Origin of the sequence: Gaiella occulta (genome assembly GCF_003351045.1) — a bacterium.
Classification (GTDB): Bacteria; Actinomycetota; Thermoleophilia; order Gaiellales; family Gaiellaceae; genus Gaiella; species Gaiella occulta.
Map to the genome: position 1 here is coordinate 256,735 of NZ_QQZY01000003.1, position 17,092 is coordinate 273,826.

Genomic DNA, 17,092 nt, shown 5'->3' on the forward strand with positions numbered 1-17,092 from the left:
GGCGTGCTAGGTCGTGACGCCGGTGCCGGCCGGGCAGGCGACGCCGGTGCCGCCGATGCCGCAGTAGCCCGTCGGGTTGCGCGCCAGGTACTGCTGGTGGTACGGCTCCGCGTAGGAGAACGGCCCCGCCGGCGCGATCTCCGTCGTGATCTGCCCGTGGCCGGCGGCGGCGAGCGCGGCGGCGTAGCGGTCGCGGGACGCCTCGAGCGCGGCGCGCTGCGCCTCGGTCGTCCAGTAGGCCGCCGAGCGGTACTGCGTGCCGACGTCGTTGCCCTGGCGCATGCCCTGGGTCGGGTCGTGCCCCTCCCAGAACACCTTCAGCAGCTCCTCGTAGGAGATCCGCGCGGGGTCGTAGGCGACGAGCACGGCCTCGGTGTGCCCGGTCAGCCCCGAGCACACCTCCTCGTAGGTCGGGTTGGGCGTGATCCCGCCGCTGTAGCCGACGGCCGTGGAGTAGACGCCGGGGAGCCGCCAGAAGAGCCGCTCGGCGCCCCAGAAGCAGCCCATCCCGAACACCGCCGTCTCGATCCCGTCGGGAAACGGCGGCTCGAGCGGCGTGTCGAGCACGACGTGGCGTTCGATCACGGGCATGGCGCCCGGGCGGCCGGGGAGCGCGTCCTCGCGCGCGGGCATGGCGGCGCTCTTGCGGGTGAAGAGCATCTCCCCACGATAGCGGCAGCAGCGGTGTCGTCGCCCGCCGGTCGGAGAGGCCGTGGCCGTGCCGGTCAGGCGGCCGCGAGCGCCTGGGCGAGATCCGCCCACAGCACGTCGGCGTCCTCGAGCCCGACCGAGAGACGCAGCAGCCCGGGCGGGCAGCGGTCGCCCTCCCAGCGGTGGCGCGACTCGAGCTTCGAGCGCACGCCGCCGAGACTCGTCGCGTTCTCGATCCTCCGCAGCGCGCGTTCCACGCGCAGCGCGGCGCCGCCGTCCGCGACGTCGAACGAGAGCAGGAACGAGAAGCCGGGATAGCGCACGGTCTCGACCGCGGGGTGCGCCGCGAGCCGCTGCGCCAGTGCGTGCGCTGTCGCCTCCTGCCGCTCGAGCCGCACCTCGAGCGTCTCGAGGCCGCGCAGCAGGAGCCAGGCGGCATCCGCGCCGGCGACGATGCCGGCGAGCCGGCGCGTCAGGTGGAGTGCGTCGAAGAGCGCGTCGTCGCTCACCGTCGCCACGCCGGCGAGCACGTCGTCGTGGCCGGCGAGCACCTTCGTCGCGCTGTGCAGCGCCACGTCGCATCCCTGCTCGAGCGGCTTCACGCGCAGCGGCGAGGCGACGGTGGCGTCGCAGACGACGGGAGCGGGGTGGGCGGCGGCCGCCGCGAAGTCGGGCATCGTGAGCAGCGGGTTCGCGGGCGCCTCGAGCCAGATCAGGTCTGCGCCGGCGGGCGGCGGGCCGGTCTGGTCGAACTCGACCCAGCGCAGGCCCCACGGTGCGAGATGGTCGAAGAGCACCGACGTGCCGTAGTAGGAGCCTGCTGCGACGGCGATCGTCCGGCCGGGCCGGAGCATCGTCAGCGCCACGGTCGTGACGGCGCCCATGCCGGAGGGGAACAGCAGCGCCCGGCCGCCGTCGAGCTCGCCGAGCCTGCGCTCGGCCGCGACGCCCGTCGGGTGGTCGGCGCGTGCGTACGAGAACGGGCCGGGCGCGCCGTTCTCGTACGGCCAGGCGGCGGAGCGGTCGAGCGGGGCCGGCATCCCCCGACTGTATCGGGGCGGGTGCCGGAGCCGGCGCGCGCCCCGTGCGCGGCGTTCGACGGCGACGGCCCGGCGGCGAGCGGTTAGGCTCACCCGCATGCCGCTCCACGACTCCACCGAGGCCAGGCTCGCCTGGCTCGCCGAGCTGCGCGAGGAGGCCCTGCACGCGGCGGGCGAGCAGGCGATCGCGAAGCAGCGCGCCCGCGGAAAGCTCCTCGCGCGGGAGCGCATCGAGCGGTTGCTCGATCCGGGCTCCTTCGTCGAGCTCGACCGCTTCGTGCGTCATCGCGAGGTCGAGTTCGGGATGCGCGAGAAGCGGCCCTGGGGCGACGCTGTCGTCACCGGCTACGGAACGGTGCTCGGGCGCAAGGTGTTCGTCTTCTCGCAGGACTTCACCGTGTTCGGCGGCTCGCTCTCGGAAGTGTTCGCGGAGAAGGTCTGCAAGCTCATGGACATGGCCGTGAAGTACGGCTGCCCGGTGATCGGGATCAACGACTCGGGCGGCGCCCGCATCCAGGAGGGCGTCGTCTCGCTGGCGGGCTACGCCGAGATCTTCTGGCGCAATGTGCAGGCGTCGGGCGTGGTCCCGCAGCTCTCGTTGATCATGGGCCCGTGCGCCGGGGGCGCCGTCTACTCGCCGGCGATCACCGACTTCACGCTCATGGTCGAGGGCACCTCGTACATGTTCATCACCGGCCCCGACGTCGTGAAGACCGTGACCGGGGAGGACGTGTCGTTCGAGGAGCTCGGCGGCGCCTCCACCCATGCCGAGAAGTCGGGTGTGGCCCACTTCACCGCGCCGGACGAGGACGCGTGCCTGGAGGACGCGCGCTACCTGCTGTCGTTCCTGCCGCAGAACAACCTCGAGTCGCCGCCGTGGGCGGCGCCCACCGACCCCGTCGACCGCGAGGACGCCTCGCTCGACACGCTCATCCCCGACGCGCCGAACAAGCCGTACGACATGAAGCAGGTGATCGCACGCGTCGTCGACGACGGCTCCTTCCTCGAGGTGCAGCCCCGCTACGCGGAGAACATCGTCTGCGGCTTCGCGCGGCTCGGAGGCCACAGCGTCGGCGTGGTCGGCAACAACCCGGCGGCGCTCGCCGGCGTGCTCGACATCGACGCGTCGGTGAAGGCGGCCCGGTTCGTGCGCACCTGCGACGCGTTCAACGTGCCCCTTCTCACCTTCGTCGACGTGCCCGGCTTCCTCCCGGGGACGGCACAGGAGTGGGGCGGCATCATCCGCCACGGCGCCAAGCTGCTCTATGCCTACGCCGAGGCGACGGTGCCGAAGCTGACCGTCATCACGCGCAAGGCCTACGGCGGCGCCTACGACGTGATGAGCTCGAAGCACATCCGCGCCGACTTCAACGTCGCCTGGCCGACGGCCGAGGTGGCGGTGATGGGGCCCGACGGCGCCGTCAACATCGTCTTCCGCAACGAGCTCGCGGCGGCGGCTGACCCGGAGGCGCGGCGCGCCGAGCTGATCGCCGAGTACAAGGAGCGCTTCGCGAACCCCTACAGTGCCGCCGAGCGCGGCTACGTCGACGACGTGATCGAGCCCCGGCGCACGCGCCCGGTGCTCATCTCCGCGCTCGAGACGGCGCTCAGCAAGCGCGAGCCGAGCCCGAAGCGCAAGCACGGCAACATCCCGCTCTGACGCGGCGGCCGCCTGAGGGGGTCAGAACGGGCCGGCCGCACGAGGAAGAGCTACGGGCGCCGCCGGTCGAGAGCCGGCGGCACCCGCAGGATGGCGCACGGTCCTAGTGATTCCACTTCGTGCCGGCGCCGGCGGCGAGCACGAAGCTTGCGATGAGCGCTGCGCGTACGCCCCAGTGGATCGCACGAGACTTGAGCATGTGTCGAACCTCCTGATCCGATCCTGCTGCGTCACACGGTGTGACGCCGCTCGCATTCACCGCGACGCGCGTGCGCGGCGCATGCCGCGAAAGGGTGATTCTCCGGAGCTGTCCCTCCTCTTCAAGAGTTCCAGGTGAGTGCCGATAACGCCGTCAGGCCCCGACCGTACCCTGGCGTGTTCCTCCTTCCCTCCATCCTCGTCGGAATCGTCGTCGCTCTTGCTGCGGGCGGCGACCTCAACCGCCTGGCTGCGGTCGACTTTCGCCGCCCGTGGCTCGTCGTCGTGGCGCTCGGTGTCCAGGTGGCGCTGTTCTCGCAGCTCGGCAGCCATGTCCCGGGCGGCGTGCGCGATCTGGCGCACGTCGGCACGTACCTGCTGCTGATCGCCTTCGGGCTCGCCAACCGCCGCATCCGCGCGCTGGCGCTGATGCTCGCGGGCACGGTCATGAACGCGCTCGTCGTCGCCGTGAACGGCGGCAGGATGCCCCTGTCGCCGGGTGCGGCCGAGGCCGCGGGAATCTCGCCGCAGGCGTATGCGAACGTCTCGCAGCAGGCGTCGCGTCTGCGCTGGCTCGGAGACGTCTTCGCGCTGCCCGACGCTCTGCCGCTCGCGAACGTCTTCTCCCTCGGAGATCTCCTGATCGGCGTGGGAGCCGTGTGGCTGATCGCCGCCGCCGCCACCGTCGGCGTCGAGGCGCGCATCGTCGTCACGCGGCGTCTGCTCGAGCCGCTGCGGCTCCCGGAGGTGGCCCGCCTCACGGCCGGCAAGTTCGTCTCCCAGGTCGGCGACTGGCTCACGATCGTGGCGCTCGTCGGCTGGATCTACTCCCGGGGCGCCTCCACGTCCGCCGTCGCGCTGCTGCTGCTCGTGCGCATGGCGCCGCCGGTGGTCGGGGGAAGCCTGGCCGTCTTCGTCGTCGAGCGCCTGCCGGTGGCGCGACTGCTACCGGCGGTCGAGCTCGCCCGCGGGCTCATCGTCGCTGCCGCCCTCGCGGCGACGCTCGCCGGATCCGAGGTCCTCGTGATCACGGCTCTCGCGCTCTCCGGCATCCTCGCCGCGCTGAGCGCCGCGGCGACCCCGGCGGTGCTGCCGTCGATCGTGGCCCCGAACGTGCTCGTCGCGGCGAACGCCGCGATCGGGATGACGAAGAGCCTCGCGATGGCGGTCGGCGCCGGCGCAGGAGCGCTCGCGCTTGCGCGCTTCGGGGTCGTCACGTCCCTCGTGATCGACATTGCCACGTTCGCAGTGGCGTTCGCGCTCTTCGCGCGCCTGCGGATCGCCGACACCCCGCGGTCGAGAGCGGCGGCCCGGCGACAGCGGCCGTTCGAGCGTGTCCGTTACCTCGTCAGCCACCGGCAGTCGGGGCTGCTGATCCTCTGCTTCTCGGTCGCGACGTATGCGACCGGCCTGACGAACGCGAGTCTCCCGCGCTACTTCGACCACCTGGGTGGCCCGGCTGCGTCGTACGGCTTCGCGATCGGCGCCCTCGCCGCGGGCCTGACCGCGGGGGAGATCTTCGTCGCGTCCACGAGCAGCGGTTCGGCGCCCTCGCGCTGGATCGGACTGGGCCTGCTCGGGATGGCCGTTCTCTTCGCGATGATGGCGGGAACGACGCAGGTGGCGATGGCGGTGCTCCTGCTCGCGGGCGTCGGGTTCATCGACGGCACGACGGACGTCTTCTTCGATACGACACTGCAGCAGACGACCGAGTCGTCGCGTCTCGCGACCGTCTTCGGCGCCTCGGCGGCGACCACGGCGACGACGATGGTGCTCGGGGTCGCTTCGGCGCCGCTGCTCGCGGGCGTGCTGGCGCCGCCTCAGGTGTTCGGCGTGGTCGCGCTCGCGCTGGCCGCCGCCGGGGCGATCGGGCTGCTCGCGGCGTCGACGCGACCAGCTCCCGTGCCGTCTCCTGCCGCTGCCGAGGAGGGCGGATGACGGGGCGCGCGCAGGCGCTGCGGGCGCTGGCCCGCCGCTCGGGCGCCGCCGGCCTGCCCGGCCGGGCGCTCGTCATCGTCGCAGCCGTCACTGCGGCCGGATCCGGCTCCCTCGGGCTGTTCGCGTTCTACGGCAGCGACGACTGGTCGACGCTGGCGCTGCTGATGGCCGCCGCGCTGATCACCGAGTGGCTGAACGTCCCTGGCGACGAGGATCCGCTCGACGCCGCAGGCGCTCAGGCGTTCAGCTTCTCGTCGGGCATCCATATCGCCGCGGTGGTGCTCGTCGGCCCGTTCGCCGCCGGGTTCGTCGCGGTGTTCGCGCTCCTCGTCGCCGATCTGCTGCGGCGCGAGTCTCCCGTGAAGATCGCGTTCAACGCGAGTGTCTTCGCGCTCGCGAGCGTCGCCGCCGGCGGCGCGTTCGTCGCGGCCGGCGGCACCGTGGGGTCGATCGCTCTGCCGGACGACCTGGTCGCCCTCGCCGCGCTCTGGCTCGCGTACACCACGGTCAACACGTTGCTCGTGAGCATCCTCGTGAGCACGATCACGCACGTGCCGCTGACGCTCCTCCTCGACCAGAAGCTCCGCAGCGAGTTCGCGTCCGCGGCGGGCGAGGCGGGGGTCGGTCTCTCGTTTGCCCTCTTCGTCCAGATGAACGGCTGGGGCACGGTGTTCCTCATTCCGCTCGTGTTCGGCGTCTACCAGGCGCGCGCGAGACTCGCCCAGCTCCGCATCGAGACGGCCCGCTCGCTCGAGACGTTCGCGAACGTGGTCGACGAGCGCGACCCGAGCACGCACCGCCATTCGGAACGGGTCGCCGTGAGCGTGCGCGAGCTCGCGGTGGCGCTCGACCTGCCCACCACCAGCATCCTCACGCTGCGCTGGGCCGCCCGCCTCCACGACCTCGGGAAGATCTCCGTCGACTCGTCGATCCTGATGAAGCCCGGCAGGCTCGCCGACGAGGAGTGGAAGTCGATGCGCCGCCACCCGCGCCTTTCCGCCCGGCTCCTGCGCAGGTTCCGCTTCGCCGCCCCCCATACGCGCGCCGTCGAATACCACCACGAGCGCTTCGACGGACGTGGCTACTACGCCGTGCCGCCGGAGGCGATCCCGATGGAGGCGTACTTCATCGCCGTCGCCGACAGCTTCGACGCGATGGTCTCGGATCGCCCCTACCGCTCCGGGCTGCCGGAGGAGACCGCTCTCGCGGAGATCGAACGCGGAGCCGGAACCCAGTTCCACCCCCTCGTCGCCAGGGCCTTCGTCGCGCTCAAGCGGGGCCTCGACCCGAAGGACGTGCTGTCGCCCGAGGAGCTGCGTTCCCTCGCCGAGCCGTTCACGTCGCAGCACGACCTCGACCTGCGATCGATCGCGTCCGCCGTCCGCAACTCCCGCCTGTGGGTGCTCGTGGTGACGATCGCCGCTTCCCTGGCCGCGCTCGCCTCGGGCCGGGCGCCCGTCATCCTGTCGGCGCTGGCAACGCTTGCCGTCGTGCTGGCTGCGCTGATTGCCGAGCGTTTCCGCACCCTTTCTCTCGCACGGCAGCTTGCGGCGCAGAGCAGTGCAGGCTCCGGAGCGGACAGCCCGCTCTCCCTGCTGCGGGCCGCCCTCGCCGCCGCCGCGCGTCCGACATGGGCGGCGCTCGTCGAGTGGGACCCGCAACGCCTGGAGGGTCGTGTCGTATCGGAAGTCGGGACGGCGGGCAATCGGGCCTCGGAGGAGAGGATCGTCTCCTGGCTCCTGCGCGACGCCGACGACGGCGCGGGCCTGCTCCGGCGCGAGGGCGACGAGCTCGACGGCGCGTGGCTGGCGCTGCGGCTCGCGTCTCCGGCTGCCGTCGAGCAGTTCGCCGTCTTCGCCTTCGCACACACGCCCGCACGCTGGCTCGAAGCCGCGCTCCTGCGGGCGCGCACGGATATCGCCGACATGCTCCTTCCCCCCGGCGCCGCCCCCGTGCCGCCGGTCGGTCCTGCCGGCTCGGGACGCCGGGCTCCGGTCCTTGAGTCGCGTCCGCAGGAGGGCTGATCTCGCCGCGGCGTGGGTCTTGCTCTCCGTGCGCGACGGTCGAGGTCGGAGGCGCGGCGGACGCGCCCGCCGGCCGCCTCAGTCGCCCCGTGTCCAGGCCAGCGCCGCCAGCGCCAGGAGCATCCACACGGTGAGGTAGGCGAACGCGGCCTCGGGCGAGGCGACTGTCCACACGAGACCGGCGACCCCGCTTGCCGCGAGGTTGCCGAAGCTCTGCATGCCGGCGAGCAGCCCGAACGCGGAGCCGCGTACCGCTTCCGGGGCGAGCGAGGCGACGGCGGCGTTCTCCGCCGTCTCGACGAGCCCGATGCCGACGCCCGCGAGGGCGAACAGCAGCGCCGTCAGCGCGAGCCCCCCTCCCGCGAACGCGAACCCGCCGTACGCGACGGCGAAGCACGAGAAGCCGCCGGCCAGCGCGCGCACGGGGCCGCCGCGGTCGATCCAGCGGCCGCCGGGAAGCGATGTCAGCGTCGCGGCGGCGTTGTAGCCCGTGTACAGCAGGATCGCCGTCTGCACCGCGGCGTCGTGGCCCCGTCCGGGCTCCAGCATGTCCGTCGCGCGCAGGATCAGCAGCGTCGCGGCGACATTCCCGACCTCGAAGGCGCCGACGCCGACGAACAGCCGGCCGAGCCGGCCGCGCAGCACCGGGCGCACCCGGAGGCGCAGAGGGCGGTGGGTGCGCCGCTCGGCACGCGGCGCTGCCCGGATGCCGATCACGATCGCGAGCGCCGCAAGCATCCCCGGGACGATCGAGAGCAGGATCGCCGTGCGCACGTCCAACACCGCGACGAGTGCGAGCGCGAGCAGCGGGCCGCCGATCGCGCCGAGGTTGTCCATCATGCGCTCGAACCCGTACGCGCGCCCGTACGCCGACGCGTCGACGACGTCGGCGAGGAGCGCATTCCGCGACGGTCCGCGGATGCCGCGAGCGGTCCAGGCGGCAGAGCGCAACACGCCGACCTGCCAGGCGGCGCCGGCGAGACCGATCGCCGACGAGAGGACGGCGGTTACGGTGTAGCCGCCGACAGCCGTCGCTCGGCGTCGCTGCGGATCGTCGGCAAGCGCCCCGCCGGCGAGCTTGGCGGCGCCTGCGAGGCCGTCGGCGACACCCTCGACGAGTCCGAGCGCCGCCGCGGGGGCGCCGAGCGTGGTCGTCAGCAGGCCCGGCAGCAGCGCCGTCGGGATCTCGTGGCCGAGGTCGGAGAGGAGGCTCGCGCCGCCGATCGCCCCGACGCCCCGGTTCAGCCAGTGCTCGTTCCCGGTTTGCTCCCGCCTGCGGCCGTGCACGAGGCGAGCGTAGACGGTTCTGCTTGCTCCTCTCGTTCTCATCTGATATGCACATGCAATGCATAGGCGTAGTCTGAGCGCGGCGGAGGCCGCGCGCGTGCTCGGCATCAGCCTCGACACGCTCCGGCGCTGGGATCGTGCGGGCAAGATCAGGGTCGAGCGCGATGCTGCGAACAGGCGCGTGGTGCCGTTCGCGGAGGTCGAGCGCCTCCGCGGGGCGACCGGCTCGGAGCAGATCTCGGCGCGGAATCGCTTCCGCGGCGTGATCCGCTCGGTCGAGCTGGACGGGCTGCTCGCGCGCGTGGAGATCGACGTCACCGAACCGTCCCGCGTCGTCGCCATCGTCACGCGCGAGTCCGCCGAGGAGCTCGGCCTGAAGGCGGGGATGAGCGCCGCCGGGGTGGTCAAGTCGACGTCGGTGATGGTGGAGCTGTGAAGCGCGCGCTGCCGGCCGTCGCGATCGCCGTGCCGGCGGCCTGCGCGGCCGTGTCTGTGTCGCTCGCCGCAACGGCAGCGCCTGCGGGCGGCCCGCCCGTCGTCCTTGCGGCGGCGTCGCTGACCGAGGTGCTTCCGAGGATCGAGGCGAACGCCCGGTACTCGTTCGGCGGCTCGGGCCAGCTCGCTCAGCAGATCCGCCAGGGAGCGCCGGCCGACCTGTTCCTCTCCGCGAGCCCGCGCTACACGCAGGAGCTGTTCGCGGCCGGCCTCGTGCGCAAGCCCGTGGCGTTTGCGACGAACCGTCTCGTGCTCATCGTTCCGAAGCGGAATCCCGCCGGGATCCGCTCCGTCGGCGACCTCGAGCGCCGTCGTGGCCTGAGGCTGGTCGTGGCGGGAGCGAAGGTCCCGATCGGGCTCTACACCCGCGAGGTGCTCGAGCGCCTCGGGCTGCTGCGGGTGCTGCGGAAGGCGGTGAGCCTCGAGCCCGACGTGAAAGGGGTCGTCACGAAGGTCGCGCTCGGGGAGGCGGATGCAGGCTTCGTGTACGCGACCGACGTACGCCCCGTCGCCGCGAAGGTCGTCTCGATCCCGCTGCCACGCCGGGCGCAGCCGACGGTGCGCTACGAGGTCGCGATCACATCGTCGTCGCGGCACGTCGCGGCGGCGCAGGATCTCGTGATCGCGCTGCTCGGCCCGGACGGGCGGCGACAGCTGCGCAGCGCCGGCTTCGGCATCCCGTGAAGCGCCTGTTCCCCTTCATGCTCTGGGCGACGACGGTGCTCGCCCTCGGGTTCCTGCTGCTTCCGATCGCCGCGATCTTCCTTCGCGTGCCTCCCCTCGAGCTGATCGCGCGGATGGGAAGCCGTGTGGCGCTCGACGCGCTCGTCGTCACGCTGAAGACGAATCTCGTCGCGAACGCGCTGATCCTGCTCGTCGGCACGCCTGCCGCCTACCTGATCGCGACGCGGCGCTTTCGCGGGCGCGCGCTCGTGACCACGCTCGTCGAGCTGCCGCTCGTGCTCCCGCCCGCGGTCGCGGGTATCGGGCTGCTGGCGGCGTTCGGGCGGCTCGGTCTGCTGGGCGCGTCGCTCGACGCCCTGGGGCTGTCGATCCCGTTCACCGAGACCGCGGTCGTGCTCGCCGTCACCTTTGTCGCGTCGCCCTTCTATGTCCGCGCGGCGATCGCCGCGTTCGAGGCCGTCGATCCCGACCTCGTGGGAGCCGCCCGCACGCTCGGGGCGGGCCCGGCCCGCACCTTCTTCCGTGTCGCTCTCCCTCTCGCGTCGGGCGGTCTCGGCGCCGGAGCGGCGCTCGCGTTCGCACGCGGCATCGGCGAGTTCGGTGCCACGATCATGTTCGCCGGCTCGCTACAGGGAGTGACCCAGACGCTGTCGCTCGCCGTGTACGAGCAGTTCGACGTCGACTTCGACACGGCGCTCGCGATCGGCGCCGAGCTCGTGCTCGTGAGCGGCGCGGTGCTGCTCGCAGTCAAGATCGTTCCCGCATGGACACGCTCCACGTCTCCCTTCGTCACGCTCTCCGCTCCTTCGCGCTCGAGCTGACGCTCGACGTGGGGTGCGAGACGTTCGCGCTCGTCGGCCCCTCGGGCGCCGGGAAGTCGAGCGTGCTGCGAGCGATCGCGGGGCTGCTGCGCCCGGATACGGGCCGGGTCGCGCTCGCAGACCACGTGTGGCTCGACACGGCCCAGGGCGTGGACATTCCGCCGGAGCGCCGGTCGGTAGGGCTCGTGTTCCAGGAGTATGCGCTCTTCCCGCACATGACGGTGCGCGCCAACGTCGTCTTCGGCGGCTCCGGCCGCGCCGACGCGCTGCTCGAGCGGCTCGGCGTCGCCCATCTCGCCGGGGCCCGCCCGGGCGACATCTCTGGCGGCGAGCGCCAGCGGGTCGCGCTCGCGCGCGCGCTCGCGCGAGACCCGGGCGTCCTCTTGCTGGACGAGCCGCTCTCGGCGCTCGACGCGCACACCCGGGCGGCGGTGCGCGCCGAGCTGCGCGAGCTGCTCGCCGAGCTGGGGCTGCCCGTGCTCCTCGTCACGCATGACTTCGAGGACGCGGCGACGCTCGCCGACCGCATCGGTGTCCTCGTCGACGGGCGCGTGCTGCAGGTCGGGGGCGCCGCCGATCTCGTCGCGGCGCCGGCCGACGCGTTCGTCGCGAGCTTCACCGGCGCGAACGTCCTCCACGGCACCGCGCGATCCGGAGGCGGGCTGACGGAGGTGGTCCTCGACGGAGGTGGGAGCATCTGGACGACGGACGCGGGCGAGGGGCCGGTCGCCCTGGCCGTGTACCCGTGGGATGTCTCGATCGGGCGCGACGCAGCGGGCGATTCGGCCGTCAACCACGTGTGCGCTCCGATCTCCTCGCTCGTCGCTCTCGGCAACCGCGTGCGCGTGCGCGTGGGCCCCCTCACGGCCGAGGTGACCGAGAGATCGGCCGACCGCCTGCGCCTGCGCGAGGGCGACGTGGTCGTGGCGACGTTCAAGGCGACGGCGACACGACTCGTGCGCCTCGCGTAGCCTTGGCGCGTGGAATTGAGGCTCGTGCCGGATCCGCACGACGGCGTGGAGGCTGCGGTCACCGTCGCGCTCGCGCGCGAGAGTGTCGACGTCGACGACGAGCCGGAGGCGTACCGGAGCCCGTGGTGGTCTGCGGGGCTGGCCGAGGCGGCGGAGCGGACGCCCCCGACACCCCGGTGCGGCGCCTACGGCACGTGCTCCCCGCGCAGCACACGCGGGGCGCCCCGGGCGTAGTCGAGCCCGGACACCCACGTCAGCAGCACGGCGACGAGAAGCATCCACCACGCCACGCGGTGGCTCCACGCGCCGGCCGCGGCGAAACCGCCCGCCGCGACCGCGAGAGCCTGCGCCCACGTCTTCAGCTTGCCGAGGTCGCGCGCAGCCATGACGACGCCCTTCTCGATCGCTGCGAGGCGGAGCCCGGAGACGAGGAGCTCCCGGGCGACGATCGCGGCCACCATCCACGCCGGCGCCACGCCCTCGGCGACCAGCATCACGAGCGCCGCCATCACGAGCACCTTGTCGGCGATCGGGTCGAGCAGCGAGCCGAATGCCGAGGTCTGGTGCCAGCGCCGCGCGAGCCAGCCGTCGACCTGGTCGGTCGCCATCGCGATCATGAACGCCGCCGTGGCCCAGTAGGCGTGCCCCCCGAAGTCCCACGCGAACAGGACGACCACGATCGGTACCGCGAGGGCACGCGTGAGGGTCAGCTGGTCGGGGAGCGTCATTCTCGGGGAGAATACGCGGCGGATGGCGTCCTTCAGCAAAGTGCTCGTGGCGAACCGCGGCGAGATCGCGGTGCGTGTGTTCCGCACCCTGCGGGAGCTCGGCATCGGCACGATCGCCGTCTACTCCGAGGCCGACCGCGGACGCCTCCATACGCGCGTCGCCGACGAGGCGTACCTGATCGGCCCCGGCCCCGCCGACCAGAGCTACCTCCGCGGCGACGTGATCGTCGAGACCGCGCTGCGCGCGGGCGCCGAGGCGGTACACCCAGGCTACGGGTTCCTCGCCGAGAACGCCGCGTTCGCCCGCGCCGTCGAGGAGGCGGGGCTCGTGTGGATCGGCCCGCCGCCGGCCGCGATCGAGTTGATGGGCTCGAAGACGCGGGCGCGCACGGCGATGGAGGCGGCCGGCGTGCCGATCGTCCCCGGCTCCACGGAGCCGGTGACGGCGGTCGGGGAGGTGGTCGCGCTCGGCGAGGCGATCGGCTACCCGCTCATCATCAAGGCGGCCGCCGGTGGCGGCGGCAAGGGGATGGAGATCGTCGCCGACGCCGACACGGCGGTACGCGCCTTCGAGTCGGCGCAGCGGCAGGGGCTCAAGTACTTCGCCGACGCGGCCGTGTACGTGGAGAAGTTCATCGAGAATCCGCGGCACGTGGAGGCGCAGGTGCTCGCGGACGCGCACGGGAACGTGCTCTTCCTCGGCGAGCGCGACTGCACGATCCAGCGGCGGCACCAGAAGCTGATCGAGGAGACGCCGTCGCCCGCCGTCGACGACGCGCTCCGCGCGCGCATCGGGGAGATCGCGGTCAGCGCCGCCCGCGCCGCCGGGTATCGCAGCGCCGGCACGATCGAAGGGCTGCTCACCGCGGAGGGCGACTACTTCTTCATGGAGATGAACACGCGCATCCAGGTCGAGCACACGGTCACCGAGATGGTCACGGGGCTCGACCTCGTGCGCGAGCAGATCCTCGTCGCGCAGGGCGAGCCGCTGTCGCTGCGCCAGGAAGACGTGAGCCCGCGCGGCCATGCGATCGAGTGCCGGATCAACGCCGAGGACGTGTCGAGGGGGTTCCTGCCGGCGCCGGGGCTGATCACGGCCTACGAGGAGCCGGCCGGGCCGGGCGTGCGCGTCGACTCCGGCGTTCGCGCGGGCGACGAGATCTCCGGCCTCTACGACCCGATGATCGCGAAGCTGATCGTGCACGACACGACCCGCGAGACGGCGCGACGCAGGATGCTGCGGGCGCTCGAGGAGTTCCACATCGAGGGCCCGCCGACGATCGTCGGCTTTCACCTGGCGCTGCTCTCCGAGCCGTGCTTCGTCGCCGGCGGCACGTGCCACGGGATCGTGGAGTCGCAGGAGCTCGCACAGCGCGCGGGCGAGATCACGAAGCAGTTGTCGCATCGGACAACAACCGTAGCACGGCGGCCGGACGGCGTTCCCACGCGGGAGCGACTCGTCGCCGTCGAGGTCGACGGCCGCGCGTACGAGGTGCGACTGCACGTGACCGAAGCACCCTGGGCCGAGCTCGCGCGCCGGCGACGCGAGCGCGCGGCGGCGACGGCGGCCGGCGGCTCGGGGGCGGTGACGAGCCCGATGCAGGGAACCGTGCTCAAGGTCGACGTCGCGGAGGGCGACGAGGTCACCGCAGGGCAGGTGCTGCTCGTCGTCGAGGCGATGAAGATGGAGAACGAGATCGCAGCGCCGCGCGACGGCGTCGTGCGCGACCTCGGCATCGCCGCCGGCGAGGCCGTCGCCAACGGCCAGCTCCTCTGCGTCGTCGCCGAGCGGGAATGAGCGAGACGGACGAGCTCGTCGCACGACTCGTCGCCGGCGGGCAGCTCACGGGCGCCACCCTCAGCAGCCCGCGGCGTAGCGATCCCTCTCGCGCCGCCCGGGTGACGGTCGCCCCGGTGGTCGTTCGCGGCAGTCTCCGCTACCGCTGGACGTACCACCACGAGACGCGCACGGTCGACGAGAACCTCGCCGCGGAGGAGACCGCGCGGAGGCTCGCGCACCTGCTCGCAGGCGAGTTCCGGCAGGGGCTCCTGCAGTCGACAGAGGACGACTGGCAGGTCCTCGCCGGCGGCAGGGGCGCGAAGGTGCTGCGCCGCGCTCCGACCAGGCCCTCCGCGCGGCTCCGCCACGATCGCGTGAAGCGGAGGCTGCTGCCGGACGGCGAGCCCGTGCCCTTCCTCGTCGAGCTCGGCGTCATGACGGCGGAGGGCAAGGTGCGCGCGCGCCACTACGACAAGTTCCGGCAGGTCAACCGCTTCCTCGAGCTCGTCGGCGAGGTGCTGCCGGAGCTCCCGGACGGGCCGCTGCGCGTGGTCGACTTCGGCTCGGGCAAGTCGTACCTCACCTTCGCCCTGCACCACCTCCTCGCCGCCGTCCACGGGCGCGAGGTCGAGATCGTCGGCCTCGATCTGAAGGCGGAGGTCGTGGCCGGCTGCGAGGCGCTCGCCCGTAGGCTCGGCGCCGCCGGCCTGCGCTTCGAGGTCGGGGAGATCGCAGGATACGCGGGGCTCGAGGGCGCCGACCTCGTCGTCAGCCTGCATGCATGCGACACGGCGACCGACGCCGCGCTCGACCGCGCCGTTCGCGCCGAGGCGGCGGTGATCCTCGCGGTGCCCTGCTGCCAGCACGAGCTACTGCCCCAGCTCGCGAACGCCTCCCTCGGCCCCCTGCTGCGCCATGGCATCCTGCGCGAGCGCTTCGCCGCCGAGGTCACCGACGCGGCGCGCGCGCAGTTGCTCGGCGCCGCCGGCTACGAGGTGCAGGTGGTGGAGTTCGTCGAGCTCGAGCACACGCCGAAGAACCTGCTCCTGCGTGCGGTGCGGCGGCCGGCGCGCGACCGCGCGAAGGCATTCGACGACTACCTGGCGTTCAAGGCGGCGCTCGGCATCGACCCCGCGCTCGAACGGATGCTGGCCGACAGGCTGGGAACGAGATGAGCTGCTCCGAGCTGTCGGCCGCCTCTCTGGAGCGGCTCGGCGGCACGGCGACGCGGGCGAGCAGGTGGCTCCTCGTCGAGGTGCGCGAGGCGTGGGGGAGGGACGTCGTCGCGGACGGCTCGTTGCCGGCGTCGGTGCGGGAGCGCCTCGTCGAGTGGGCGTCGCAGTCCGGCGGCGACGGCCGCGTCCTCTTCGTGCGCAAGCCGGAGCGCCGCGCCGCGCCGACGTTCGCCGTCTTCGTCGCGCACGTGGGGGAGCACGGGAGCGCGTTCGCGCGCTTCGAGCTCGAGCGGATCGAGGACCTCGCCGCCCTCGACCTCGACCCGGGCCGCTCGCCCGAGCCGGTCGCCGTGCCGACGCTCCTCGTCTGCGCCCACGGCCGCCGTGACGCCTGCTGCGCGCGGCTCGGCGTGCCCCTCTACGAGGCGCTGCGCGGGCTCGTCGAGCCGGACGCCGTCTGGCAGTGCTCGCACCTCGGCGGCCACCGCTTCGCCGGCAACGTGCTCGCGCTGCCGCACGGCGTGATGCTCGGACGGGTGCGGCCCATCGATGCCGCGCGCGTCGCCGCCGAGCTCGCCGCCGACGCCGTCCCGCTCGCCCACTACCGCGGGCGCGTGATCCACGCGCCGGCCGTACAGGCGGCCGAGCTCGCGATCAGGGAACGGCTCGGCGAAGCTCGTCTGGCTGCGCTCCGCTACCTGGGCCCTGCCGGCGACGGCTCCCGTCACCGCTTTGCGACGCCGATCGGCGAGGTGACGCTCGCCGTGGACGAGCACGACGGGCCCCTCGTGCCGCCGAGTTGCGGCGGCCGGCCCGAGCCGACGGTCCGCTTCGCCGTGCGCTGGGAGGGCGCCGCGATCGGCGAGGTGTAGAGTCGAGGCATGGCCGGCGGGCGTGTCCTCCTCATCACCGGCGCCTCCTCCGGCATCGGCGCCGCGACGGCGCGCATGGCCGCGGCCGAGGGCTGGCGGCTCGTGCTCGCCGCCCGCTCCATCGACAGGCTCGAGGCGCTTGCCGCCGAGCTCGGCGGGCCCGGGCATGCGGTCGCGGTCGAGTGCGACGTCACCGAATGGGCCGACCAGCAGGCCGCCGTCGTCACGTGCCTCGAGCTCTTCGGCCGCCTCGACGCAGCCTGGGCGAACGCGGGCTTCGGCGCCCGGCGAGGCTTCCTCGGCGACACCGTCGAGCACTGGCGCGAGATGGTGCTCGCGAACGTCTACGGCGCCGCGCTGACGATCCGGGCCAGCCTGCCCGCGCTGAAGGAGTCGAGGGGGCATCTGCTCCTGACCGGCTCGGTCGCCGGCCGCCGCGCGATCCCCGGCTCGCTCTACTCGGCCACGAAGCACGCCGTCCACGCGATGGCCGAGAACGTGCGCCTGGAGCTCGACGGCAGCGGCGTGCGCGTCACGGTGATCGCGCCCGGGATCGTCGACACGCCGTTCTTCGACACGGTGCCGCTCGACGCGCCGCTCGAGCCGGGCGACGTCGCGCGCGCCGTCCTCTTCGCGCTCTCGCAGCCGCCGCACGTCGACGTGAGCGAGATCCTGGTACGGCCGACCGCTCAGCCGGCGTGACGGCGCGGACGTCGGGACGTTGACCGTGGACGCGAAGCGATGTACGCTCGGCTCTCGTGCGAATAC

15 protein-coding genes are annotated in these 17,092 nt (G+C 73.0%); 11 read left to right on the top strand and 4 right to left on the bottom strand.

The features are described from left to right. Nucleotides 1-6: 6 nt before the first annotated feature. Together msrA and Gocc_RS08275 are read right to left on the bottom strand one after the other, a co-directional pair. Nucleotides 7-660: a peptide-methionine (S)-S-oxide reductase MsrA gene (gene msrA / locus Gocc_RS08270; RefSeq protein WP_114796058.1), complete on the bottom strand. Its 654-nt coding sequence runs from the start codon at nucleotides 658-660 to the stop codon at nucleotides 7-9. Nucleotides 661-725: 65 nt separating this feature from the next. Continuing rightward, the gene (locus Gocc_RS08275; protein ID WP_181813481.1) at nucleotides 726-1,691 is read right to left on the bottom strand and encodes a trans-sulfuration enzyme family protein; all 966 of its coding nucleotides are present in this window, start codon (nucleotides 1,689-1,691) and stop codon (nucleotides 726-728) included. A gap of 97 nt (nucleotides 1,692-1,788) precedes the next feature. On the opposite strand from Gocc_RS08275, the gene Gocc_RS08280 reads away from it, so the two are divergent. The 3 genes from Gocc_RS08280 to Gocc_RS08290 all read left to right on the top strand — a co-directional run bounded on the left by Gocc_RS08280 (nucleotide 1,789) and on the right by Gocc_RS08290 (nucleotide 7,511). After that, on the top strand, nucleotides 1,789-3,351 hold the full coding sequence (locus tag Gocc_RS08280; RefSeq protein WP_114796060.1) for an acyl-CoA carboxylase subunit beta: 1,563 nt from the start codon (nucleotides 1,789-1,791) through the stop codon (nucleotides 3,349-3,351). A gap of 375 nt (nucleotides 3,352-3,726) precedes the next feature. Then, nucleotides 3,727-5,487, top strand: coding sequence for an MFS transporter (locus Gocc_RS08285; protein WP_114796061.1), 1,761 nt, complete (start codon nucleotides 3,727-3,729; stop codon nucleotides 5,485-5,487). Then, the gene (locus Gocc_RS08290) at nucleotides 5,484-7,511 is read left to right on the top strand and encodes an HD-GYP domain-containing protein (protein ID WP_114796062.1); all 2,028 of its coding nucleotides are present in this window, start codon (nucleotides 5,484-5,486) and stop codon (nucleotides 7,509-7,511) included. The genes Gocc_RS08285 and Gocc_RS08290 overlap by 4 nt, the downstream gene beginning before the upstream one ends. 78 nt (nucleotides 7,512-7,589) lie before the next feature. Here Gocc_RS08290 and Gocc_RS08295 read toward each other — a convergent pair whose 3' ends face one another. Continuing rightward, nucleotides 7,590-8,798 carry an MFS transporter gene (locus Gocc_RS08295; protein ID WP_220150523.1) on the bottom strand — a complete coding sequence of 403 codons (1,209 nt, stop codon included), beginning with the start codon at nucleotides 8,796-8,798 and terminating at the stop codon, nucleotides 7,590-7,592. A 58-nt stretch (nucleotides 8,799-8,856) separates the two neighbouring features. Between Gocc_RS08295 and Gocc_RS08300 the strand changes: the two genes are divergently transcribed. From Gocc_RS08300 to Gocc_RS08315, 4 genes are read left to right on the top strand one after another with little or no spacing between them, the layout of a single operon-like run. Next, nucleotides 8,857-9,234: a TOBE domain-containing protein gene (locus Gocc_RS08300; protein WP_114796064.1), complete on the top strand. Its 378-nt coding sequence runs from the start codon at nucleotides 8,857-8,859 to the stop codon at nucleotides 9,232-9,234. Beyond that, nucleotides 9,231-9,977: a molybdate ABC transporter substrate-binding protein gene (gene modA / locus Gocc_RS08305; RefSeq protein WP_114796065.1), complete on the top strand. Its 747-nt coding sequence runs from the start codon at nucleotides 9,231-9,233 to the stop codon at nucleotides 9,975-9,977. Before Gocc_RS08300 ends, modA begins: the two co-directional genes overlap by 4 nt. Next, on the top strand, nucleotides 9,974-10,798 hold the full coding sequence (gene modB, locus Gocc_RS08310) for a molybdate ABC transporter permease subunit (RefSeq protein WP_220150524.1): 825 nt from the start codon (nucleotides 9,974-9,976) through the stop codon (nucleotides 10,796-10,798). The genes modA and modB overlap by 4 nt, the downstream gene beginning before the upstream one ends. Beyond that, entirely contained in the window at nucleotides 10,741-11,769 is a 1,029-nt protein-coding gene (locus Gocc_RS08315) for an ABC transporter ATP-binding protein (protein WP_114796066.1), read from the top strand. The genes modB and Gocc_RS08315 overlap by 58 nt, the downstream gene beginning before the upstream one ends. A 185-nt stretch (nucleotides 11,770-11,954) precedes the next feature. Here the strand turns inward: Gocc_RS08315 and pgsA are convergent, their stop codons facing one another. Continuing rightward, the gene (gene pgsA, locus Gocc_RS08325) at nucleotides 11,955-12,497 is read right to left on the bottom strand and encodes a CDP-diacylglycerol--glycerol-3-phosphate 3-phosphatidyltransferase (protein ID WP_181813482.1); all 543 of its coding nucleotides are present in this window, start codon (nucleotides 12,495-12,497) and stop codon (nucleotides 11,955-11,957) included. 22 nt (nucleotides 12,498-12,519) lie between these two features. Here pgsA and Gocc_RS08330 point away from each other — a divergent pair, with 22 nt between their 5' ends. The 4 genes from Gocc_RS08330 to Gocc_RS08345 are packed head-to-tail and all read left to right on the top strand — an operon-like array spanning nucleotide 12,520 to nucleotide 17,026. Further along, nucleotides 12,520-14,295, top strand: coding sequence for an acetyl/propionyl/methylcrotonyl-CoA carboxylase subunit alpha (locus tag Gocc_RS08330; protein ID WP_114796069.1), 1,776 nt, complete (start codon nucleotides 12,520-12,522; stop codon nucleotides 14,293-14,295). Next, complete coding sequence (locus tag Gocc_RS08335; protein ID WP_114796070.1) at nucleotides 14,292-15,452, top strand: class I SAM-dependent methyltransferase; 1,161 nt, start codon at nucleotides 14,292-14,294, stop codon at nucleotides 15,450-15,452. The genes Gocc_RS08330 and Gocc_RS08335 overlap by 4 nt, the downstream gene beginning before the upstream one ends. Then, nucleotides 15,449-16,324: a sucrase ferredoxin gene (locus tag Gocc_RS08340; protein WP_114796071.1), complete on the top strand. Its 876-nt coding sequence runs from the start codon at nucleotides 15,449-15,451 to the stop codon at nucleotides 16,322-16,324. The genes Gocc_RS08335 and Gocc_RS08340 overlap by 4 nt, the downstream gene beginning before the upstream one ends. 9 nt (nucleotides 16,325-16,333) lie before the next feature. Continuing rightward, the gene (locus Gocc_RS08345) at nucleotides 16,334-17,026 is read left to right on the top strand and encodes an SDR family oxidoreductase (RefSeq protein ID WP_114796072.1); all 693 of its coding nucleotides are present in this window, start codon (nucleotides 16,334-16,336) and stop codon (nucleotides 17,024-17,026) included. Nucleotides 17,027-17,092: the final 66 nt, after the last annotated feature.